The sequence below is a fragment of the Pseudomonas sp. LS_2 genome, assembly GCF_042709235.1.
Classification (GTDB): domain Bacteria; phylum Pseudomonadota; class Gammaproteobacteria; order Pseudomonadales; family Pseudomonadaceae; genus Aquipseudomonas.
Genome location: NZ_JAVAYC010000003.1, coordinates 166,065 through 186,473, shown reverse-complemented (window position 1 = coordinate 186,473; position 20,409 = coordinate 166,065). Strand labels below are relative to the sequence as shown.

19 protein-coding genes and 1 riboswitch are annotated in these 20,409 nt (G+C 64.2%); of the genes, 8 read left to right on the top strand and 11 right to left on the bottom strand.

Annotated elements, in window-relative coordinates:
* Positions 1–14: 14 nt before the first annotated feature.
* On the top strand, positions 15–1,451 hold the full coding sequence (locus tag RAC97_RS04090) for a hypothetical protein (protein WP_375098000.1): 1,437 nt from the start codon (positions 15–17) through the stop codon (positions 1,449–1,451).
* A 77-nt stretch (positions 1,452–1,528) separates the two neighbouring features.
* On the opposite strand, the gene RAC97_RS04085 is transcribed toward RAC97_RS04090, so the two are convergent.
* On the bottom strand, positions 1,529–1,978 hold the full coding sequence (locus RAC97_RS04085; RefSeq protein WP_375097999.1) for a phage infection protein: 450 nt from the start codon (positions 1,976–1,978) through the stop codon (positions 1,529–1,531).
* A 504-nt stretch (positions 1,979–2,482) separates the two neighbouring features.
* Between RAC97_RS04085 and RAC97_RS04080 the strand changes: the two genes are divergently transcribed.
* Positions 2,483–2,713, top strand: a complete 231-nt coding sequence (locus tag RAC97_RS04080; RefSeq protein WP_375097998.1) for a hypothetical protein — start codon at positions 2,483–2,485, stop codon at positions 2,711–2,713.
* 7 nt (positions 2,714–2,720) lie between these two features.
* Here RAC97_RS04080 and RAC97_RS04075 read toward each other — a convergent pair whose 3' ends face one another.
* On the bottom strand, positions 2,721–4,589 hold the full coding sequence (locus tag RAC97_RS04075; RefSeq protein WP_375097997.1) for a sigma 54-interacting transcriptional regulator: 1,869 nt from the start codon (positions 4,587–4,589) through the stop codon (positions 2,721–2,723).
* A gap of 201 nt (positions 4,590–4,790) precedes the next feature.
* Between RAC97_RS04075 and cynS the strand changes: the two genes are divergently transcribed.
* The 3 genes from cynS (at position 4,791) to RAC97_RS04060 (ending at position 7,511) form a co-directional block, all read left to right on the top strand.
* Entirely contained in the window at positions 4,791–5,231 is a 441-nt protein-coding gene (gene cynS, locus RAC97_RS04070; protein ID WP_375097996.1) for a cyanase, read from the top strand.
* Between the two features lie 64 nt (positions 5,232–5,295).
* Entirely contained in the window at positions 5,296–6,120 is an 825-nt protein-coding gene (locus RAC97_RS04065) for a formate/nitrite transporter family protein (protein ID WP_375097995.1), read from the top strand.
* Between the two features lie 239 nt (positions 6,121–6,359).
* On the top strand, positions 6,360–7,511 hold the full coding sequence (locus tag RAC97_RS04060) for an MFS transporter (RefSeq protein WP_375098095.1): 1,152 nt from the start codon (positions 6,360–6,362) through the stop codon (positions 7,509–7,511).
* On the opposite strand, the gene uca is transcribed toward RAC97_RS04060, so the two are convergent.
* The 8 genes from uca to RAC97_RS04020 form a co-directional block, all read right to left on the bottom strand.
* Positions 7,508–11,089 (bottom strand): urea carboxylase, encoded by a 3,582-nt coding sequence (uca, locus tag RAC97_RS04055; RefSeq protein ID WP_375097994.1) that lies wholly within the window; start codon positions 11,087–11,089, stop codon positions 7,508–7,510. The two genes, RAC97_RS04060 and uca, sit on opposite strands and share 4 nt — an antisense overlap.
* Positions 11,090–11,281: 192 nt before the next feature.
* Complete coding sequence (locus tag RAC97_RS04050; protein ID WP_375097993.1) at positions 11,282–11,908, bottom strand: urea amidolyase associated protein UAAP2; 627 nt, start codon at positions 11,906–11,908, stop codon at positions 11,282–11,284.
* An 11-nt stretch (positions 11,909–11,919) separates the two neighbouring features.
* On the bottom strand, positions 11,920–12,633 hold the full coding sequence (locus RAC97_RS04045) for an urea amidolyase associated protein UAAP1 (RefSeq protein ID WP_375097992.1): 714 nt from the start codon (positions 12,631–12,633) through the stop codon (positions 11,920–11,922).
* A gap of 2 nt (positions 12,634–12,635) precedes the next feature.
* The gene (locus RAC97_RS04040) at positions 12,636–13,403 is read right to left on the bottom strand and encodes an ABC transporter ATP-binding protein (RefSeq protein WP_375097991.1); all 768 of its coding nucleotides are present in this window, start codon (positions 13,401–13,403) and stop codon (positions 12,636–12,638) included.
* Entirely contained in the window at positions 13,400–14,215 is an 816-nt protein-coding gene (locus RAC97_RS04035) for an ABC transporter permease (protein WP_375097990.1), read from the bottom strand. Before RAC97_RS04035 ends, RAC97_RS04040 begins: the two co-directional genes overlap by 4 nt.
* A 15-nt stretch (positions 14,216–14,230) precedes the next feature.
* On the bottom strand, positions 14,231–15,295 hold the full coding sequence (locus RAC97_RS04030; protein WP_375097989.1) for a putative urea ABC transporter substrate-binding protein: 1,065 nt from the start codon (positions 15,293–15,295) through the stop codon (positions 14,231–14,233).
* Between the two features lie 69 nt (positions 15,296–15,364).
* A riboswitch (guanidine-I (ykkC/yxkD leader) is annotated at positions 15,365–15,465 on the bottom strand.
* Between the two features lie 195 nt (positions 15,466–15,660).
* Positions 15,661–16,167: a hypothetical protein gene (locus RAC97_RS04025; RefSeq protein WP_375097988.1), complete on the bottom strand. Its 507-nt coding sequence runs from the start codon at positions 16,165–16,167 to the stop codon at positions 15,661–15,663.
* 152 nt (positions 16,168–16,319) lie between these two features.
* A complete protein-coding gene (locus tag RAC97_RS04020; protein WP_375097987.1) occupies positions 16,320–16,904 on the bottom strand; it encodes a TetR/AcrR family transcriptional regulator in 585 nt (194 codons plus the stop codon).
* Between the two features lie 124 nt (positions 16,905–17,028).
* On the opposite strand from RAC97_RS04020, the gene RAC97_RS04015 reads away from it, so the two are divergent.
* The 3 genes from RAC97_RS04015 (at position 17,029) to RAC97_RS04005 (ending at position 19,504) form a co-directional block, all read left to right on the top strand.
* Entirely contained in the window at positions 17,029–17,643 is a 615-nt protein-coding gene (locus tag RAC97_RS04015) for a transcriptional regulator (protein WP_375097986.1), read from the top strand.
* 92 nt (positions 17,644–17,735) lie between these two features.
* Positions 17,736–18,254, top strand: a complete 519-nt coding sequence (locus RAC97_RS04010; RefSeq protein ID WP_375097985.1) for a GNAT family N-acetyltransferase — start codon at positions 17,736–17,738, stop codon at positions 18,252–18,254.
* The gene (locus RAC97_RS04005) at positions 18,251–19,504 is read left to right on the top strand and encodes an MFS transporter (protein ID WP_375097984.1); all 1,254 of its coding nucleotides are present in this window, start codon (positions 18,251–18,253) and stop codon (positions 19,502–19,504) included. The genes RAC97_RS04010 and RAC97_RS04005 overlap by 4 nt, the downstream gene beginning before the upstream one ends.
* A gap of 29 nt (positions 19,505–19,533) precedes the next feature.
* Here RAC97_RS04005 and RAC97_RS04000 read toward each other — a convergent pair whose 3' ends face one another.
* Positions 19,534–20,409, bottom strand: coding sequence for a TauD/TfdA dioxygenase family protein (locus tag RAC97_RS04000; RefSeq protein WP_375097983.1), 876 nt, complete (start codon positions 20,407–20,409; stop codon positions 19,534–19,536).

Sequence of the window (20,409 nt, the reverse complement as noted above, 5' to 3'; positions counted from 1 at the left end):
AGACAGGTGCAGATATGTCCATGCCTCCCGTGACGCCGGAAGAAACCCGGCACATACCGCTCGGCCCGTTCAAAGTCAGGCTGCCGTTTGTCCACTACAAGATCGAGTGGCCGGATTACTTCCAAGGGTTGCTGATGTGCGCCGTCGACCTGGCCGCCATTCCGTTGATGACCGAGTTGCTGGGCATGCCGTTTGAAGTGGCCCTGGCGGTCGTCATGCTCAACGGCCTGCTTTACCTGGCACACCACCTGCTCGGCGACCCGACCGTGCCTGGTTGGATCACCCCAGCGGTGCCGCTGCTGATGGCTTACTGCGCGACATTCCCGGAAGGCCCCGAACGCGTGCATGCATTGATCGCCTTCCAGTTGATGCTGGGCGTGCTTTCGATTGCCCTGGGCGCGACGGGCATGGCGCGCAAGGTGTTCCTCTATGTGCCGGCGGCGATGAAGTCCGGGATCATAGTAGGTGCCGGTTTCAGTGCGGTGATCGCCGTGTTCCAGGTCAATGGCAAGTTCGACGCCTTTCCCTGGACGATCTCCATCGCAGTGGGCCTTGCGTTCTACCTGATCTTTTCCCAGCACTTCCAAGTCCTTAAACAGAAGAACCGGCTCTGCTGGAATTTCGCCAAGCTGGGGATCCTGCCGATCGTGTTGCTGGCAGTGGTGATCGCGCCATTGTTCGGCGAAGCGCCCTGGCCAAGCATTCAATGGGGTATCAGCACGCCAGACTTCGCGGGGCTCTGGAATGACTACACGGTATTCGGCCTGGGCATGCCACCGTTCGAGATGTTCATTTCCTCGATTCCCACCGTGCTGGCGGTATACATCATCGTCTTTGGCGATGTGCTGAGTGCCAAGGCGTTGCTCGACGAGGCCGAGCATATTCGCAACGACCAGCCTATCGACTACGACCCTGATCGCGCCCACCTGATTTTCGGTGGACGTAATGCGCTGATGAGTATATTCGGCCCGGACGTGGCCATGTGCGGCCCGAAATGGGCGGCGATGCTGGTGGTGGTGATCGAGCGGTTCAAAGGCGGACCTCGCGCCATGCAGTCGATCATCGGGGGCATGGGCTCGTTCCGCTGGGGTACCAATACCGGGCTGTTGCTGCTGCCGGTGGTGACTTTGGTCCAGCCTATCCTGGGCGTGGCACTGGCGTTGACCTTGCTGATTCAGGGGTATGTCAGTGTGCGGCTGGGGATTCTGGAGGCCCGCAGTCAGCGTGACCTGGGGATCGCCGGGGTGATCGGCGCGGTATTGGCGATCAAGGGCGCAAGCTGGGCATTTGCCGTGGGCGTGGTGCTGTGCCTGTTGATCTACGGCAGAAACTTTTTCCGTGGGGAAAACGATGGGACTTTCACCAAGGCCGACGTACCGCCCGTAAGCCCTGGCAAGGCATCAGGGGAGCAACAGCCGCTGACTTCGGCGTCGCCGACCAGCGTTTCCTGAAACCGAGGTCTCTTTCAACTGCGCGAGTGCTCCGAGGCGCTGCTGTGTCATGCAGGCAGCAGCACCTCGGAGGCTCGTTAGGCGACACGGCTGTTGCGTTCGATCAGGCGATCGGAGCCACCTTCGGCGAGGCGGTTGTCACGTTGACGCAGGACATCGGCACCGCTGTCGGCAACACGGTTGTTGCGTTCCAGCAGACGGTCGGAGCCACCTTCGGCAACGCGGTTATTACGTTCAAGCAGACGCTCGGCACCGCCTTCGGCGACACGGCTGTTGCGTTCCAGCAGACGGTCGGAGCCACCTTCGGCAACGCGGTCGTTACGTTCGATCAGGCGATCGGAGCCACCTTCGGCTACACGGTCGTTACGTTCGATCAGGCGATCGGAGCCACCTTCGACAATAACGCGTTGATCGGAAGATACGGCGGGATTGAAGTCGGTAGAGCGAGGTTGATTATCCACGACGTTTGCATGAACGTTGGCGGCCAGGATCGAAAGGGTCAGGCTCAGCAGAAGTTGGCGTTTCATGATTTCGGTGCTCCTTAGGAAGCTGGAAAGTGGGTACGGAGCCAATGTTACGCTGCCGGAGCGAATACAGAACTTCATGTGGTTAATGGTAAACATCACTCGATTCGATACTTGATGAATCCGCTCTAATACAGGCCTTTCAGCGTTACTGATTCGCAGTGTCCACGCGCCCGATCGCCCGCTCCCTCCTGCTGGTAGCGCATTTTATTAATCCGGGTGAATCAAAGGCTGCGGCGAACTTCGCCTAATGTATTTGACGATTTCTATCAGCGCGATAAGTTGCCTCAATAATCAAGTCCATCGATAACTTGAATCGCTAAGCATCGTTTCTCAATAACGCAGTCCATCGTCATGCTTGGCTCCAGTAAGCAACCGCAACATCTGGAGTCACCCCATGGCCACCGCCCTTCTTCATTCATTCAAACAAGGCGCCTACGTTGCGATCCTTGTCTATATCGTGTTCATCCTGTCGCTCACCGCGATCAATGCACAGGGGCTGCTGTCATGACCTGCGGCAAGTTCTGGGTGATTGCCTTCTTCGTGCTCATCAACAACGGCTGCTCGCTGTTGGGCCATGGGGATCGCTCGGTGGGCGGTGTGGCCAGAAGCATCGAATCGCGTACGGAAATCGCCAGCGCCACGGCGCTGCTCAGAGCGCAGAAAGCCAGCGCTGGCGACTCGCCGCCAGACCTGCAACAGGCAATGCTCGCCAGGTTCAGCTGGGCGCAGGTCTGAGTGCCTGTCAGCTGCCCTTGTAGTTGCGCGGGTCGATACCCCATTTCTTGAGGCGCGAGGCCAATGTGGTGGGTTTGAGCCCCAGTAATCGGGCTGCGCCCCCCTCGCCTGACACCTTGCCCGCAGTACGCTTGAGCACGCTGATGGCGTTGAGCTTCATCTGCCGTTGCCAGTCTTCGTCGGCGGTGGGCGTGGTGTCGGCGGTTGCCTGGCCCGCGCTCGCCTGGCGTGGCTCGGTCGTCGATGCCAACACGTCCTCGAAGCTGATCCGGCCCTCGCGTGCCACGATGGTCTGGCGTTCGATCACGTTCTGCAGTTCGCGGATGTTGCCCGGCCAGGCGTACTGCTCGAGCAGTTGCACTTGCGCCAGCGGCATACGAACCCCCGGCTTGTTGAACGCCTGGCTTGCGCGCTTGAGGAAATGGCTGGCCAGCAGCGGTATGTCTTCCAGGCGCTCGCGCAGCGGCACCGAGCGAATGGGGAACACATTCAGGCGAAAGTACAGGTCCTCGCGGAAGGTGCCTTGAGCAACCATTTCGCGCAGGTCGCGGTTGGTCGCTGCGATCACCCGCACATCCACGGCGCGGGTACGGTTGTCGCCGACTGGCTCGAACTGCTGGTCCTGCAACACCCGTAGCAGCTTGCTCTGCAACTCCAGCGGAATTTCCCCGACCTCGTCGAGAAACAAGGTGCCGCCATCGGCCAGCTCGAAACGGCCCACGCGGTTGCTGACAGCACCGGTGAATGCGCCCTTGAGGTGCCCGAAGAACTCGCTCTCGAACAGCTCGCGCGGCACCGCGGCGCAGTTCACCCGAATCAGCGGACGGTCGGCACGCCGGCTGCTGGCGTGGATGGCGCGGGCGATCAGCTCCTTGCCGGTGCCGGACTCACCGCTCACCAGCACGTTGGCGTCGGTGGGCGCCACCAGCTCGATCTGCTGGATCAAGTGCTTGACCGCCGGGCTCTGGCCGACGATTTCGTGGTGGTTGGCCTGGGCGTTGATCTCTTCCTGCAGGTACTGGTTTTCCATTTCCAGGCGCCGCTGCAACTGCTCCACTTCGCTCAACGCCTCGCGCAGCCGCGCCTCGGTGTGTTGGCGCTGGCGAATGTCGCGAAACAGCACCACGGCGCCCACTAGCCTGCCCATCTCGAAAATCGGCGTGCTGGTGTATTCCACGGCAATGGGCTCGCCATTCTTGTGCCAGAACACCTCATGGTCGACGCGGTGCACCTGGCCGTCGGTGAACGAAGCATGGATGGGGCACTGGTTGACTTCGAAGGTGCGGCCATCACGATGGCTGTGATGGAACAGCTTGTGCGCGTCCTGGCCGATCATGTCAGCGGCGCTCCAGCCCAGGATGCGTTCGGCAGCGGGGTTGATGAAGGTGGTTTGGCCGCGGGTATCGAGCCCGTAGATCCCCTCGCCCACCGCCCCCAGGATCAAGCGGTTCTGCTGCTGGATACGCTCGAACACCTGGCCGATGCGTTCCCAGCCCACGTGCCCCAGACGGTGCTGGCGTCGCGCCTCGGCGCGGTTGCGACGCTGCTCCAACTGGTCGCGACGCTGGGCCATCACCAGGATACGCTGGCCCTCCACCGCGCGGGCGATCACCTCCACGGCGTGATGGCGGTGTTGCAGGTCGACCAGCACCAAGTCATCCGACCAAGCTTCGCCCTGGGTCAGCACTTCGTCACTGAAGCTCACCCAAGGCGCGATGGCTTCGCGCAGGAAGTGGCTGAACCTCAGTTCCCCGGGGTGTTGCGCTGGGCAGCCCAGCAGTGCCAGTGCGCTGGCATTGGCCTGGACGATACGGTCTTCGTGTGGGTCCACCAGCAAGGTGGCGATGGGGGCAGCGGCGGTGATGTCTGGCGGCATGGGAAACCCCGAAGCTTGCATTACGAAAATTCGTAAAAGTGATTGCGATATTTCGTTATTTACGAAATTTCGTCAATGCTCAATGCATCTCGGATTTCAAATAAATCAATAAAATCATGGGGATAAAACGTAAATAAGCGTTGGCACGTCTCTCGCAATGACCGACTCGGGTATACACACCAACTTCGAGAGACGCACAACATGAACAAAGTCGAAATGCACCACCTGATCATGGCCGCCAAGGCCCGCAAGGGCCTTACCTGGGACGACCTCAGCGTGGCCGTGGGCAAGGCGCCGGTCTGGCTGGCCTCGGTCTGCTACGGCATGAACAGCGCGCCACGCGAAGTCGCCAGCCACCTGTGCGAGGTGCTGGAACTGGAAGAGGAAGTGGTACAGGCGCTGGTCGAGTTCCCGGTCAAGGGCTGGGACAAGACGGTTCCCCAGGACCCGCTGATCTACCGCCTCTACGAAGTGGTCGGGGTCTACGGCCCGACGCTCAAGGACGTGATCCAGGAGAAATTCGGCGATGGCATCATGAGCGCCATCGACTTCTCCATGCACGTCGAGAAGATCGAGGACCCCAAGGGCGACCGCGTGAAGCTCACCCTCAATGGCAAATTCCTGCCCTACCGCTCCTGGTAAGCGAGCCTGACCTGCGGCATCCGCTGGCGGGTGCCGTCAACTGCTGAGTGTCGAGGGAAAACCCATGTCCTACCTGCTCCCCACCGAATTCGTGACCAAGATGGTCGATGCCGGCGCATCGAAGGTCCATATGTCCACCCGCGACACCCTGATCCGCGGCTACATGGCCGGGGCGATCCTGGCACTGGCCGCCGTGTTCGCCGTGACCATCGCCGTACAGACCGGCTCCGCGCTGCTGGGTGCGGTGCTGTTCCCGGTCGGCTTCTCGATGCTCTACCTGATGGGCTTCGACCTGCTTACCGGGGTCTTCATGCTCACCCCGCTGGCACTGCTGGACAAACGCCCTGGCGTGACGGTACGCGGCATGCTGCGCAACTGGGGCCTGGTGTTCGTGGGCAACTTCGCAGGCGCCCTGACCGTGGCCTTCATGATGGCGTTCGTCTTCACCTACGGCTTCAACGCCTCCCCCGGTGCAGTCGGAGAAAAGATCGCCCACATCGGCGAGGCGCGCACCCTGGGCTATGAGCAATATGGCGCCGCGGGCTGGGTGACCATCTTCCTGCGCGGGGTGCTGTGCAACTGGATGGTGTCGATGGGCGTGGTCGGCGCGATGATCTCGACTTCGGTCAGTGGCAAGGTCATCGCCATGTGGATGCCGATCATGCTGTTCTTCTTCATGGGCTTCGAGCACTCGGTGGTGAACATGTTCCTGTTCCCCTCGGCGATGATCATGGGTGGCGGTTTCTCGATCATGGATTACATGGTCTGGAACGAGATTCCCACGGTGTTGGGCAACCTGGTAGGCGGCCTGGCGTTTACCGGGTTGACCTTGTACGGCACGCATATCCGTACGGCTGCAAAGAAAAACAACGCCGTGGCCGCATCCTGAAGACGTGCGCCACTCGCGAGCGGGCGTGCCCGCGAACACTGGCAAAGCCGGTGCCATGCACCGCCTCGCCCGGTTCGCGGACACGCCTGCTCCTACAGGGTTTTTGGCGTTGCTGGAAACAGCGTCAGTCGGGATGACACTTTTACCGACACCGCCTTACCCGAGTAAGCTAGCGCTCTTCTCGCTTTCTCGAGCACACCATGACAGCCACACCCTTCACTGCGCGCATGTCCCGAGGCATGGTCCTGCTGTTCGCCTTCTGCTGCGGCGCCATCGTCGCCAACCTCTACTACACCCAGCCGATCATCGGGCTGATCGCCCCGGACGTGGGGCTGTCACCTGCCCTGGCCAGCCTGATCGTCTCCCTGACCCAGGTCGGCTACGCCCTGGGCCTGTTCTTCCTGGTGCCGCTCGGTGACCTGCTGGAAAATCGCCGGTTGATGATCGTCACCAACCTGGTGGCCATTGCAAGCCTCCTGGGCACGGCACTGGCCGAGCAGCCGAACCTGTTCCTGGTGGTCTCGCTGCTGATCGGCTTCAGTTCGGTGTCGGTGCAGATCCTCATCCCCCTGGCTGCCGCCCTCACCCCGGCCGAGATGCGTGGGCGGGTGGTCGGCAATATCATGAGCGGCCTGCTGCTGGGCATCCTGCTGGCGCGGCCGGTGGCGAGCCTGGTGGCCGACCACCTCGGTTGGCGCGCCATGTTCATGGTCGCCGCAGCGGTGATGGTCGCCATCAGCCTGGTGGTGTTGCTCGCCGTGCCCAAGCACCAACCGCAACATTCGGCCAGCTACGGCCAACTGTTGCGTTCGTTGGGCACCTTGCTGCGCCAGCCGGTGTTGCGCCAACGTGCCTTCTACCAGGGTTGCCTGTTCGCCACCTTCAGCCTGTTCTGGACGGCGGCGCCGCTGGAGTTGATACGCAACCATGGCCTGAGCCAGAGCGAAGTGGCGATCTTCGCCCTGGTCGGCGCCATCGGTGCGGTGGCAGCGCCCATCGCCGGGCGCCTGGCCGATGCCGGGCACACCCACAAGGCTTCTGTGCTGGCCATGCTGTTCGCTGCGCTGAGCTTCCTGCCGGCACTGGTGCACCCGCTGTACAGCGTGATCGGCCTTGCAGTGACCGGCGTAGCGCTGGATTTCTGCGTGCAGATGAACATGGTGTTGGGCCAGCGCGCCATCTATAGCCTCGATGCCAACAGCCGCAGCCGCCTGAACGCGCTGTACATGACCAGCATCTTCATTGGCGGCGCGCTCGGCTCGGCGATTGCCAGCAGCCTGTTCGAGCACTTCGGTTGGTCCGGTGTCATGGCGGTAGGCATGGCCCTGCCGCTGGTCGCGCTGCTGCGCCTGCTTGGCGCGACCCGGCAAACGGCGGCAAACGCCGCCTAGGCCTGCGCCTCCAGCACCACCACGACCTGCCCGGCACGCACCGCACTGCCGGGCGCCACCCGCACCTCGCATACGCGGCCAGCGGCGCTGGCAAGCACGGGAATCTCCATCTTCATCGACTCCAGCACCACCAGGGTGTCGCCGCTCTCCACCGATTCACCGACGTTCACCAGCACCTGCCACAGGTTGCCGGCCACCGGGCTTTCCACGCCGGCCTGGCCGGGTGCCAACGCCGCCTCATCGGCCTGTGCCGCCAGCGCCTCGGTGCTTTCGAAATGCGCCTGGCCGCTGGCGATCCAGCGCTGGCGCTCGGCCTCGAAAGCGGCCTGCTGCTGGCTGCGAAACGCCGCGATGCCGTCGGCCTGCTCGGCCAGGAACGCCTGGTAGTCGGCCAGGCGCAACTGGCTCTGCTCGATATGCAGCGGGTAGCGACCCAGCGGAAAGTCGCGGCGAATGCGCAGCAGCTCTTCGGCACTGACCGGGTAGAACCGCAGTTGGTCGAAGAAACGCAGCAGCCACGGCTTGCCGTCGAACGCCGGCACTTCTCGGTAGCGGTTCCACATCTGCAAGGTTCGGCCAACGAACTGGTAGCCGCCTGGGCCCTCCATGCCGTAAACGCACAGGTAGGCGCCGCCGATGCCCACGGAGTTCTCGGCGGTCCAGGTGCGCGCCGGGTTGTACTTGGTGGTGACCAGGCGGTGACGTGGATCCAGCGGGGTGGCCACTGGCGCGCCGAGGTACACGTCGCCCAGGCCCATCACCAGGTAACTGGCGTCGAACACCGTGCGTTGCACATCGTCCAGGCCCGGCAGGTCGTTGATGCGGCGGATGAACTCCAGGTTGCTCGGGCACCAGGGGGCGTCCTTGCGCACGGTGGTCATGTATTTCTCGATCGCCAGTTGGCAGGCCGGGTCGTCCCAAGAAAGCGGCAAGTGCACGATGCGCGACGGCACTTGCAGGTCTCGGGCCATGCACACCTCGGCCCACAGCTCCTCGACCACTGCCAGCAGCGCTACCAGCGGCAAGTTTTCCGGCTGGTAGTGCAGTTGCAGCGAGCGGATGCCGGGGGTCAGGTCGATCATCCCGCGCAGGGCCTTGGCCTCCAGCGCCTGCATCAGCGCATGGCCACGGAATCGCAGCACCAGGTCCAGTTCGGCGGCGCCGATCTCCAGCAGCAGGTGGGTATCGCCCGCCAGGCGCGCTACCAGGCGGGTGTCGTCCTGGCCGATATCCAACACGATCGGCGACTGCCGCGTTTCGTTCTCTGCCGCAGATGGCGCCTGCTCGGTCAGCGGCAGCAAGGCCAGCTGACGGGCATGCCCCAGTGTGGTGGGCACGAACCGCACCTTGTCGCCGGCCTTGAGTTGGCCCAGCTGCCACAGGTCGGCTTCGATCACTGTGACCGGGCAGACGAAGCCGCCGAGGCTCGGCCCGTCGGGGCCAAGGATCACCGGCATGTCGCCGGTGAAATCCACCGCGCCGATGGCATAGGGGTTGTCATGGATATTGGACGGGTGCAAGCCCGCCTCGCCACCGTCGGCGCGAGCCCACTCAGGCTTGGGGCCGATCAGCCGCACGCCGGTGCGGCTGGAGTTGAAATGCACTTCCCAGTCGGTGGCGAAAAAGGTCTCGATGTAATCCTCGGTGAAGTACTCCGGCGAACCATGCGGCCCGTAGATCACCCGGATGCTGCGGGTGGCGGCAAGCGGCGGCTGTGCGTCCAGCACCTGGCCTGCGCTGCGGTCAAGCAGTGGCGCGAGCTCGAGGATGTCGCCGGTGCGCAACGCCCGCCCGGCGTGGCCGCCGAATTGGCCGAGGGTGAAGGTGCTCTTGCTGCCCAGGTAGTCCGGCACCTGCAGGCCGCCACGCAGGCACAGGTAGCTGCGCGCCCCGGCACCGGCGATGGTGCCCAGGGCCAGGCGCGAGCCCGCCGCGACGAACAGCGCGGTGTTCATCGCCACCGCTTGGCCGTCGAGGCTCACCGGCAACTCGGCGCCCACCACCGCCACCACCGCGTCGGTGTTGAAACGCAAGGTCGGACCGCTCATGGTGATCTCCAGGCCGGCTGCACCTTGCGGGTTGCCCAGCAAGGTGTTGCCCAGGCGCAGCGCGCGGCTGTCCATGGGGCCTGACGGCGGCACGCCGACGGCCCAGTAGCCCAGGCGGCCCGGGTAGTCCTGCACGCTTGTCTGGGTGCCGCCGCTGAGTACCTCGAAGGTCGCGGCGCGGTAGGCCAGGCCTTCCAGGCAGCGGGTCCAGGGCTGGCCGCTGGCGAACGGGGCGTCCTCGATGATCTGGCGCAGGTACTGGCGGTTGCTCTGCACGCCGTACAGCATGGTGTCGGCCAGGGCCTGGTCAAGGCGCTGGCAGGCCTGGTCGCGGTCTTCGCCCCAGCCGATCAGCTTGGCGATCATCGGGTCGAAGTACGGCGGCACTTCGCAACCGGCTTCTACCCAGGTGTCGATGCGCAAGGCCTGGCCGTCGGCCTTGGGAAATTCCACGCAGGTCAGCAGCCCAGGGCTTGGCTGGAAGTCCTTGCCGGGGTCTTCGGCATAGAGCCGCGCCTGCACGGCATGGCCGCGTGGTTTGAGTTGTGCGCGCAGGGTGTCGAGCGGCGGCAGGTCGCCTGCGGCCAGCTGGATCATCCAGGCCACCAGGTCGACACCCCACACCTGCTCGGTCACCCCGTGCTCTACCTGCAAGCGGGTGTTGACCTCCAGGAAGTAGAAGCGCTGTGCATCACTGTCGAAGACAAATTCCACGGTACCCGCGCTGCGGTAGTCCACGGCCTTCGCCAGTTTCAGGGCTGCCTCGCACAGCGCCTCGGCCATGCCCTCCGGCAGGTTGGGTGCCGGGGTTTCCTCCAGCACTTTCTGGTTGCGCCGTTGCACCGAGCAATCGCGCACCCCCAGGGTCAATACCCCGCCCTTGCCATCGCCGAACACCTGCACTTCCAGGTGCCGCGCGCGCGGGATGTACTTCTCGATGAATACCCCGGCATCGCTGAAATTGTTCTGCCCCAGGCGCTTCACCGCGTCGAACGCATCAGCCAGCTCGTGGGCATCGTGGCACACGCGCATGCCGATGCCGCCGCCACCGGCGGTGCTCTTGAGCATCACCGGGTAGCCGACCTGCTCGGCGGCGGCCAGGGCGTCAGCGAGGCTGTCGAGCAGGTCGGTGCCTTCGAGCAACGGCACGCCGTGCTGGCGGGCCAGGGCGCGGGCGGTGTGCTTGAGGCCGAATACCCGCAGTTGCTCAGGCGTAGGGCCGACAAAGGCAATGCCGGCGGCCTCGCAGGCCTCGGCGAACGCGGCGTTCTCGGACAAGAAGCCATAGCCTGGGTGAATGGCCTGGGCACCGCTGGCCTTGGCTGCCTGCAATATCTTCTCCACCACCAGGTAGGTGCTGGCAGCTGCGCCCTCTCCCAGGCTCAGGGCCTGGTCGGCCTCGAGCACATGGCGGCTGGCGATGTCGGCTTCGGAATACACGGCAACGCCCGTGACCTGGAGTGCGCGCAGGGTGCGCAGGATACGACAGGCGATCGCGCCGCGGTTGGCGATCAGCAAGGTTTCGAACATGACTACATCCCCCAGAGGCGACCAGGCGCCTCGGCTGGGTTGCGGGCCGTCCCGCAGTTCAATAAGGCCCTGGGGTCGTCCCCAAGGTAGAAAATCAGCGACGACGGTTGTTCAAAGGGCCGTCAGGGGCCTGCCCAGCACGGAACAGGCAGGCTGCGAACAGTGCACGGCGCAGGCGCGCCAACGCTTTGATCAGTTCCATACCAGCACCTGCGCGGGGGTTGGGTTGTAGCCGTTGCATGGGTTGTTCAACTGCGGGCAGTTGGAGATCAGCACCATTACGTCCATCTCGGCGCGCAGCTCGACGTATTTGCCGGGGCCGGAAATGCCGTCCTCGAAGGTCAGGCCGCCCTCGGGGGTGACCGGCACGTTCATGAAGAAATTGATGTTCGGGCTGATATCGCGCTTGCCCAGGCGGCCGTCGTGGCAGCAGGCACGCAGGTAGTTGTCGCGGCAGCTGTGCATGTGTCGGGTTTCCAGGGCGTAGCGCACGGTATTGCTCTCTTGTGCGCAGGCTCCGCCCAGGGTGTCGTGGCGGCCGCAGTTGTCATCGGTGATGGTCAGCAGCGCACGGCCCAGGTTGGAATACAACACGCTGCCTATGCCCAGGTAGACGTTGCCCTGGCGGCGCAGGGTGCGTTGCACGTCGTAGCGCTCGCGCGGGTTGGCGGTGCTGTAGAACAGCGTATCGATGGCCTGGTTGCCTTCCAGGTCGAGGATGCGCAGGGTCTGTCCAGCCTTGACTTCGCCCAGCCAGGGCTCGCCGGCAGGAATCGTGGTGCGCCACAGGGCGTGCTCGGGTTGCAGGGAATGCTCCATGGTGTGGCTCCTCAGGCGAACAGGCGTTGGGTGTTGATGAAGCCGCGCACGTTCTCTGGCCGCGAGGTGCGGCAGTGCTCGGCGACACGGGCGTCGGCGCGGCTGAAGGTCAGCTGCAGCGGTTTGGGTGCGTACAGCGGCGTGGGGTCCATCGGGTGTTGCAGCGCGGTGACCACGAACAGCGTGTCCATGGGCGCGTAGAGTTCGATGAAGTCGCCTGCGTGGGAATTGCCAGGGGCGAAGCGCAAGGCACCCTCGGCGCCGACGTCGACCCGGCTGAACAGGTTCAACGCCATGGTCAGGTCGGCCAGCCCCAGGTCCCACTTGCCCATTTCCACCAGCAGGTTGTCGGTGCCGTTGCGGAAGAAGCCGTTGCGCAGTTCCTGGTAGCGGCCCTGCCCGTATTTTTCCTGCACTTCCTCGGCGTTGAGCACGCCGCCGATGCTGTCGCTCCAGCCGCAGGTGTCCTCGGTAATGGCCGCCAGAACCCGACCCATGTCCGAATACAGGCAATGGCCGCGGGTGAGCTTGGCGGTGTGCTGGCACTTGAGGGTGTCGGGCAGGTTCAGGCGCTCGCTTTTTTCGGCGGCGTTGAACAACATCAGGCTGAGGTTGGCGCCGCCTTCCAGGTCGGTGAAGCGCACCTGCTGGCCGCGCTTGAGCACGAAGGAAAGGTGTCCGCCGCCCGGCAGCAGCTCTTCGGCGAATATCGAATTGTCGGTCATGGTCAGTGTCCTGTCTGCAATTGCAAGGAAGCGGCCAGCGCGCCCTGGCGTCGGGCATTCAGTGGCAGGTCGTAGGTCACCCGCGAGCCATAGGCTTGCGGGGCGTGTGGGTCGATACGGGTCTTGTCGAACACCAGCAGGCGGGTGCCCAGGCTGAAGCCTTCGCTAAGGTCGTGGGTGACCATGAACACGGTCAGCCCGGTCTGCTGCCACAGCTCTACCAGCAAGGCATGCATGTCCTTGCGGATGCCGGGGTCCAGCGCGCCGAAGGGTTCGTCTAGCAGCAGCACCTTGGGTTTCATGATCAGCGCCTGGGCGATCGCCAGGCGCTGCTGCATGCCGCCGGAGAGCTGCGCGGGGTATTTGTCCAGCGCGTGGCCGAGGCCTACCTGGGTCAGCAGGCTTGCCGCGTGCTCGCGCGCCGCACGCTTGTGCTGGCCGAGCAGGCGCCCGAGCAGCGCTGCCTTGGGCAATTCCAGGCCCATGGCGACGTTGTCCAGCACGCTCAGGTGCGGGAACACCGAATACCGCTGGAACACCACGCCGCGGCTGGGGTCGGGCTCGGCAGCCAGGGGCTGGCCGTTCAGCAGGATCTGTCCGCGGCTGGGGCGTTCCTGGCCCAGCAGCAGGCGCAGGAAGGTGGATTTGCCACAGCCCGAAGCCCCGACCATGGTGCAGAACTCCCCCTCGGCGATGTCCAGGTTCAGGCCTTCGAGCACCACGTGTTGGTCGTACTGCTGCCATACATTGCGGACTTGGATATAGCTCATGGGCGCGCCCCCTCGTACCAAGGGAACAGGCGCTTCGCCAGTTGCTTGAGCGTGGCATCCATGAGCCAGGCCAACAGGGTGATCCAGGCCACGTAGGGCAGAATCACATCCATGGCCAGGTAGCGGCGCACCAGGAAGATCCGGTAGCCCAGCCCGTCCTCGGCGGCGATGGCTTCGGCAGCGATCAGGAACAGCCACGCCGAACCCATCACCAGGCGCAGGCAAATCAGCAGCCGGGGGGCCAGTTGCGGCAACACCACGCGCAGGATATAGGTCCAGGTCGAGGCGCCCAGGGTCAGGGCCTTGATGCGCAGTTCCGCGGGGATTTCGCGGGCGCGCTGTTCCAGGTCTCGGGCCAGGATCGGGGTAATGCCGATCACGATCAGCATCACCTTCGACAACTCGCCCAAGCCGAACACGATGAACAGCACCGGCAGTATTGCCAGCGGAGGCACCATCGACAGCACCACCATCAGCGGCGACAGCGAGGCGCCCACCAAGGGCAGCGCGCCCAGGGCAATGCCCAGGCACAAGCCGGCAACGGCGCTGATGGCAAGGCCCGCCAGCAGGCGTTTGAGGCTGGCTGCACTGTCCTGCCACAACAGATAGCTGCCGCTGCGCTTGTCCTCGGTAAAGGCCACTTGCTTCACCGCCTCGCTCATCTGCACGACGCTGGGCAACAGCTTGTCCCGCGGGTTTTCCGCCAGGCGCTGGGCCGAGCCGAACAGGTAGGCGCACAGCAGCAAGGCGAACGGCAGGATCACCAGCAGCAGGCGTGTGGGCCGGTCAGGGTGACGGTTGAGAAGACGCATGGCTTGGCTCCCCGATCAAAGCTTGCCATCGGCGGCCAGTTGCACGTATTCCGGGTCGAAACGCAGCTTGAGGTTGGCCTGGTCGCCCACGGTCACGCCCTTGGCGAAGCTCATGCCTACCGCGCCGCTGTCCTGGGCAGCGTTGCCGAGCAGGCCGTGGTCGAAGGAAAACTTGGCGACTTTCTCCATGGTCTTGGGCAGTGCATTGCCATTGACGAAGGCCAATGTGGCCTGTGGGGTGGTGAACAGGTAGGTGGTCGACAGCTGCGACTTGTAGCCCTCGAGGTCGGTGCCCGAGGCCTTGGCCATGTGGGCCAGGGCGGCCTCGCTGGCTGGGGTTTGCCCGGCCATCAATGCCATCACCTCGTACCAGGCGCCGGTCAGGGCCTTGCCCAGGGCTGGGTTGTCGCGCAGGGTCTGGGTGTTCACCACCATCAGGTCGAGGATCTCGCCGGGGATGTCGCTGGAGTCGAACACCTGGGTCACGTCCGGGCGGGTGTTGATCTGCTCGAGCATCGGGTTCCAGGTGGTCACCGCTTGCACCTGGGGGGTGTCGAAGGCGGCGGCGATGTCGGCATCGGAGGTGTTGACCACCTTCAGGTCGCGCTCCTTGAGGCCGACGCTGTCCAGCGCGCGGGCCAGCAGGTAGTGAGAAACGGACAGCTCCACCAGATTGACGTCCATGCCCTTGAGGTCGGCAAGTTGCTTGCCGGTGCCCTTGAGCACCACGCCGTCATTACCGTTGGAGAAGTCGCCGACGATCAGCGCGGTGCTGTCCACGCCACCGGCGGCGGGAATGGTCAGGGCGTCCATGTTGGTCATGGTGCAGCCGTCGAACTGCCCGGCGGTGTACTGGTTGATCGATTCGACGTAGTCGTTGATCTGGGTAACCTTGATGCGGATGCCGTACTTGTCGGCCCATTTGTCGACGATGCCTTGGGCGGCGGCGTATTCCCAGGGCATCCAGCCGGCGTAGAGGGTCCAGCACACGTTGAAGTCGGTCTTGGGTGCGGCCTTGGCGGCGAAGCTGGTCAGCAGGACGAGGCCTGTCAGGAAAGCGGTCAGGAGGGGCTTTCGCATGGGATGACTCCAGTTGGCGGTAGACGGACGAAGGAGCAGCGCGACACCCATTGCGGTGGGTGGTCTGTCGTCTCCCGGGCTTTTATCCCGCCGTGTAACCTCGACTGGAGGTCGTTGGCTCTCGGTCCAGGCACCTGCCGAAGCAGGTCGGAACCCTAGCCAACCATTTGCAAGTTTTGGTGCAATAGCTCGCGCTACTCCCGCACGCCCAGGTCTATGCCAGAGGCATGCCAGAACCGGCCGCAAAGCGCTGGCGCCAGTACCAGAGGGGGTTTGCGCCCTCCGTCAGCCTCGCCCCGCTCCACTACGCGATCTTGCCTGTGCCTTATTGGGGCATCGCGCACCGGTGCGGGGCATCGTGTCGGCTAGCGGGCCAAGGCTTGCCTGCGATGCCGTGCGCGCAACCACAAGCCCTGCAGCGCTGCGCCAAGCATGAAGATCGCCAGCCACCCCAGCAATGCACCGCGCACCAGCGGCGACTCCGGCCCGGCCGCCAAGGGGTGGGCTGTCGGCAACCGGGTCAGGGTTTCGTTGATACCCGGCACCAGCAGCAGGAAGAAGCTGAACGAGAAGCCGAGCTGGGCCAGGTAAGGCCGCGCGCGTCCCAGCAGGCGTAGACGCGGTATCAGCAGCGCCCCGCCAATGGCCAGCAGCGCCACGATGCCCAGCGCATGTCCAGCGTTGAAGCCACCGGTGCTGGACAAGCCGAACGCGGTCAGCACCGATACCAGCATGCCGGCCAGATAGAACTTGCCGGTACGGCTTTCGGGCAGGATCTGGCGATGTCGCCCCAGGCTGTAGAGCCCGACGACGAAGGTGACGGTGCTGATGACTGTGTGCAACGCCCCCAAGGGGGAAATGGGATGAGGCATGGAAGGCAACTCCTTGTGAGTAAACAGCTATCTACTAGTCGGTAGGTTTTCAAGCCAAAAAAAATGCGACGTTTCACTACGGCCGGTACCTGGGCGTACTTCGTTGAGCGGGTCGACCCGGCGCAGAGGGCCCAATGGCTGTCGCAAGTGGTTCATGGGCGAGCGACCAGGCGGTCGATCAAGGGCTGGGTAATACTGCCGAATACGGCTGGGTCGCCGTAGGCCCGGGCGGACAGCATCGCGCCATGCACGGTGGCCATGAACCGCTCGGCCTCGGCGCCCGCTTCACCGGCCAGATGAAGTTTGCCCTGCTGCGCGCCGCGTTCGAATACCGAGGTTAGCCAGGCAGACAGGGTGCGGAAATGCGCGCGCACCTCCAGCGCCACTTCCTCGGGCAATGTCGGGATCTGCGTGGCGAGCAAGGCGCACACGCAATAGCTCTTGGTCGCGTCGCCCACACAGCCCAGCCAGTAGCCGATATAGGCTTGCAGCCGCTCGTCAGGCTCGGGGAAATGCTGCTCGAGCGCGGCGATACCCGCCTCGGCTTCCTCGCGATAGCGCCTGACCAGGGTTTGTACCAGGTCCACCTTGGTGGGGAAGTGATGGTGGATACTCGCCTTGCGCACGCCCACGTATTCGGCGATGTCTGCATAGCTGAAAGCACTGTAGCCACCGGCGATGATCAGCGTGCGGGCGTACTGGAGGATCTCGAAATAGGTAGTGGAATGATTGGCCATGGAGCGAAACCTACCTTCTAGTAGGGTGATAGTCAACCACCGCGTACCTTCCGCTTTCGTACCTGTCGCCGATAAGCAGTAGACTAGGCAGCCCCAGCGTGCGCCCCAGGATGCCCGACGCCCGATGAACACCCTCGACAACTACAAGGCCATCGCCGACAGCCTCGCCACCCTGCTATTCCCTCATGTGGAAGTGATCATCCACGAGATGAGCAGCCAGACCGTGGTGCACATCGCCAACAACTTCTCCAAGCGCAAGCTGGGCGACGACTCGGCGCTCGACGACCTGCCCCAGGACATGTCCGGCCTTTCCAACCTCGGCCCCTACGAGAAACTCAACTGGAATGGGCAGAAGCTGCGCTCGATCTCCAGCGTGCTGCGCAACGCCCAGGGCGAGGCCGAGTACCTGATGTGCGTGAACATGAACTTTTCGGTGCTGGAGCAGGCCCGCGATGCCCTGGACGCGCTGTTCCAGGTCAGCCGCCTGATGCCTCAGCCCGATGCGTTGTTCAAGGACGACTGGCAGGAGCGCATCAACACCTTCCTGCACGGCTGGCTGGGCGAGCGCCAGTTGTCGCTCAGCACCCTCACCATCAAGCACAAGCGCGAACTGGTCGAGGCCCTGTACGCGGAGGGCGCCTTCGAGGGGCGCAGTGGTGCGGACTACGTGGCGAATGTACTGACCATGGGCCGAGCGACCGTGTACAAGTACCTCAAGGCCCTGCGCACGGAGGCTTGAGCCCCCGCGATGGCAGCAGGCCAGCCATTGAACCTGCTGGCCACTCGGCGTACAAGAACACCCTGCCCTCCCCACCCCGCAAGGAGCACTGGATGTTGGAGTTGTACACCGATCGGTTGTACCTGCGCACCCTGGTCGAAAGCGACTGGCCGCTGTTTCTCAGGCTGCATCGCGAACCGGAAACCCTGCGCTACACCTTCGACGACCTGCCGGAGCATGAGGTCCGTCGCGGCTTCGAACATCGCCTACCGGCCTGGACGCCCACCTCGGAACACTGGCTTTGCCTGGTCGTGGTCGAGCGGGCCAGTGGCGAGGAGCTTGGGGTCAGCGGTTTTCGTATTCTCCACCCTGGCCACGCCGAAGTCGGCTGCCTGCTGCTACCGGCGTTCCATGGCAAAGGCTTCGGCACCGAGTCGCGCCGCGCCATCATCGACTACGCCACGGTCATTGGCCTCACGTCCCTCGAGTCGACCGTCACCGACGGCAACATCGCCTCGTGCCGGGTACTGGAAAAGTGCGGCTTCAGCTTTGAGCGCCGGGTGTCGCAGGCCTACCAGTTACGTGGAGTCTGGTACGACGACCTGGTCTACAGCCTCAGGCTGACCCCATGACCCCGGCCAGCGGCACCTGGTCTTCACTGCTCGCCCTGCCCCTCTGCGCCCGCTGGCTGCTGCTGGGCATGGGCCTGACGCGGGTCGCTTCGTTCATGATCTGGCCGTTCATTGCCGTCACCATGCACCAGCGCTTCGGCACGCCGATTACCGACATCGGCGCGCAACTGGCGCTGGGCGCGGTGTTGGCGATCGCCCTGGCGCCGCTCAGTGGTTGGCTGGGTGACCGCTTCAATTCGCGCAACCTGATGCTGCTGGGCTGCGTCTTGTGCGCGGCCTGCTACACGCTGATGGGGCTGCTGCCGGGGCAATCGAGCTATTTCCTGGCGATCATTGGCCTGGCGGTGGCCCAAAGCATCCTCGAGCCGCTGCTGCGGGTACTGCTCAGCGACCTGGCGGTAGACGATGCCCAGCGCACCTTTCTTTTCCATATCCGCTACTACGTGGTCAATTGCGCTGCTGCCATCGGCCCGTTGCTTGGCCTGGGGCTGGCGGGGGGCCAAGGCGATGCGGTGTTCGCCGTGGCGGTAGTTGCCTATGCCGTGCTCATCCTGACCCTGCTCGAGGCCTGCCGCGCGCGCTTGCGCCAGTGCCCGCGGACGAGCGCGGCATCGTTGCCCCTGGGCCAGGTGCTGCGGGCCGTCCTGGGCAACCGACTGTTTCTGGTGATCCTGCTGGCCAACTTCTTCCTGGTGCTGGTATACGCCCAGCTCGACGAGCCGCTGACCTTCTACCTGCTGCAACTGCAATTGCCGCAGATCAAGCAGGTGATCGCCTCGATCAGCTTTACCAATGCCTGCGTGGTGGTCGGCGTGCACCTGTTCATGATGCGCTGGCTGATCGCCCTGGCCGAGCGCAGCGCCTACTTGCTGGCACTGGGCTGCCTGATGGTCGCCCACGCGCTGATCGCGCTCAATGTCCACGCCTGGTGGGGCGGCTGGTTGATCGCCGTGGTGTTCGCCACCTTGGCCGAGATCATCGTCATGCCGCTGTTCGCCAGCTTGATCGACCGCCTTGCACCGGCGGGTATGCGCGGCAGTTTCATCGGCATCTCCATGCTGGCCGGCCTTGGCGCGGCTATCGCGCCATGGCTGGGTGCGCTGGTCATCAGCCATTACGGCGGCGTAGCGCTGTTCGCTACACTGGCCCTGGCCTGCGTGCCCATCGGCCTGCTCGGCTACCACGCGTTGCGCGCAGGCCGCGCCTGCACCCTGGCCGGCCACCCCCAGGCCCTGGAGCCCACGCGCTGACCCTTATCGTTGCCAGCCGCGCAGGCTTTTCAGGGTACGGCACTGGGCCGGGTGCCGAGAATGGTCACCCGCTCGCCGTAGCGTGAATGCGGAAAGTAGTCCCATACCGCATGGTGCTGGGTACAGCGGTTGTCCCAGAACACCAGGGTATTGGGCGCCCAGCGCACCCGGCAGCTAAGTATCGGCTCGCGTGCCACCAGGTCGAACAGCAGGCTCAGCAGTGCCTGGCTCTCGCCCCTCGACAGCTGCACGATATGCGAGGTGAAGCCGGCGTTGACGAACAGCGTCGGGCGGCCGGTTTCCGGATGGCATACCACCACCGGGTGTTCGCTCTTGGGCAGGCCGGGCGGCGGTGTGTAGCCCCTCCACGGAATCTCGCCGTCGTGGACCGCCGTCAAGGTACCGAGGAACCCCTGCATCGCCGGTGAGAGCATGTCCAGCGCCAGGTGCATGTTGGCGAACAAGGTGTCGCCACCGCTGCCGATCGCCGGGGTTTCCTTCACATACAGCATCGAACCCAGGGACGGCGCAGGGTCCGCAGTGCCGTCGGTGTGCCAGGTTTCCCCGGCGACGAAGCGCGACTGGGCGTTGGCGCGGATCACTACCAGTTCTGGGTCGTCACCCTCGATGGCGTCCAGCGGCAGTGCGCGCAACTCGCCGAACAGGCGGCCGAAGGCCTTGTGCTGCTCGACGCTCAGGTGCTGGTCGCGAAAGACCAGCACGTGATTCTCCAGAAACGCCCGCCGGATCTCCTCAAGTTGCTGTGCGGGCAAGGGCTGCGACAGGTCTACCCCACCGACTTCCGCCCCGATCACCGGTGTCAGCCGGTCGACCGTGATGCTGTGGTAAGGCGCACGCTGTGCGCCGGCGATTCGCTCGATGGCCTTCAGTGCCAGTTGGTCCAT

What these genes read in the sequence shown, in the direction of transcription:
- RAC97_RS04090 (WP_375098000.1), top strand. Translation starts at nt 15, where the DNA reads ATGTCCATGCCTCCCGTGACGCCGGAAGAAACCCGGCACATACCGCTC.
- RAC97_RS04085 (WP_375097999.1), bottom strand. Translation starts at nt 1,978, where the DNA reads ATGAAACGCCAACTTCTGCTGAGCCTGACCCTTTCGATCCTGGCCGCC.
- RAC97_RS04080 (WP_375097998.1), top strand. Translation starts at nt 2,483, where the DNA reads ATGACCTGCGGCAAGTTCTGGGTGATTGCCTTCTTCGTGCTCATCAAC.
- RAC97_RS04075 (WP_375097997.1), bottom strand. Translation starts at nt 4,589, where the DNA reads ATGCCGCCAGACATCACCGCCGCTGCCCCCATCGCCACCTTGCTGGTG.
- cynS (WP_375097996.1), top strand. Translation starts at nt 4,791, where the DNA reads ATGAACAAAGTCGAAATGCACCACCTGATCATGGCCGCCAAGGCCCGC.
- RAC97_RS04065 (WP_375097995.1), top strand. Translation starts at nt 5,296, where the DNA reads ATGTCCTACCTGCTCCCCACCGAATTCGTGACCAAGATGGTCGATGCC.
- RAC97_RS04060 (WP_375098095.1), top strand. Translation starts at nt 6,360, where the DNA reads ATGGTCCTGCTGTTCGCCTTCTGCTGCGGCGCCATCGTCGCCAACCTC.
- uca (WP_375097994.1), bottom strand. Translation starts at nt 11,089, where the DNA reads ATGTTCGAAACCTTGCTGATCGCCAACCGCGGCGCGATCGCCTGTCGT.
- RAC97_RS04050 (WP_375097993.1), bottom strand. Translation starts at nt 11,908, where the DNA reads ATGGAGCATTCCCTGCAACCCGAGCACGCCCTGTGGCGCACCACGATT.
- RAC97_RS04045 (WP_375097992.1), bottom strand. Translation starts at nt 12,633, where the DNA reads ATGACCGACAATTCGATATTCGCCGAAGAGCTGCTGCCGGGCGGCGGA.
- RAC97_RS04040 (WP_375097991.1), bottom strand. Translation starts at nt 13,403, where the DNA reads ATGAGCTATATCCAAGTCCGCAATGTATGGCAGCAGTACGACCAACAC.
- RAC97_RS04035 (WP_375097990.1), bottom strand. Translation starts at nt 14,215, where the DNA reads ATGCGTCTTCTCAACCGTCACCCTGACCGGCCCACACGCCTGCTGCTG.
- RAC97_RS04030 (WP_375097989.1), bottom strand. Translation starts at nt 15,295, where the DNA reads ATGCGAAAGCCCCTCCTGACCGCTTTCCTGACAGGCCTCGTCCTGCTG.
- RAC97_RS04025 (WP_375097988.1), bottom strand. Translation starts at nt 16,167, where the DNA reads ATGCCTCATCCCATTTCCCCCTTGGGGGCGTTGCACACAGTCATCAGC.
- RAC97_RS04020 (WP_375097987.1), bottom strand. Translation starts at nt 16,904, where the DNA reads ATGGCCAATCATTCCACTACCTATTTCGAGATCCTCCAGTACGCCCGC.
- RAC97_RS04015 (WP_375097986.1), top strand. Translation starts at nt 17,029, where the DNA reads ATGAACACCCTCGACAACTACAAGGCCATCGCCGACAGCCTCGCCACC.
- RAC97_RS04010 (WP_375097985.1), top strand. Translation starts at nt 17,736, where the DNA reads ATGTTGGAGTTGTACACCGATCGGTTGTACCTGCGCACCCTGGTCGAA.
- RAC97_RS04005 (WP_375097984.1), top strand. Translation starts at nt 18,251, where the DNA reads ATGACCCCGGCCAGCGGCACCTGGTCTTCACTGCTCGCCCTGCCCCTC.
- RAC97_RS04000 (WP_375097983.1), bottom strand. Translation starts at nt 20,409, where the DNA reads ATGGACCAACTGGCACTGAAGGCCATCGAGCGAATCGCCGGCGCACAG.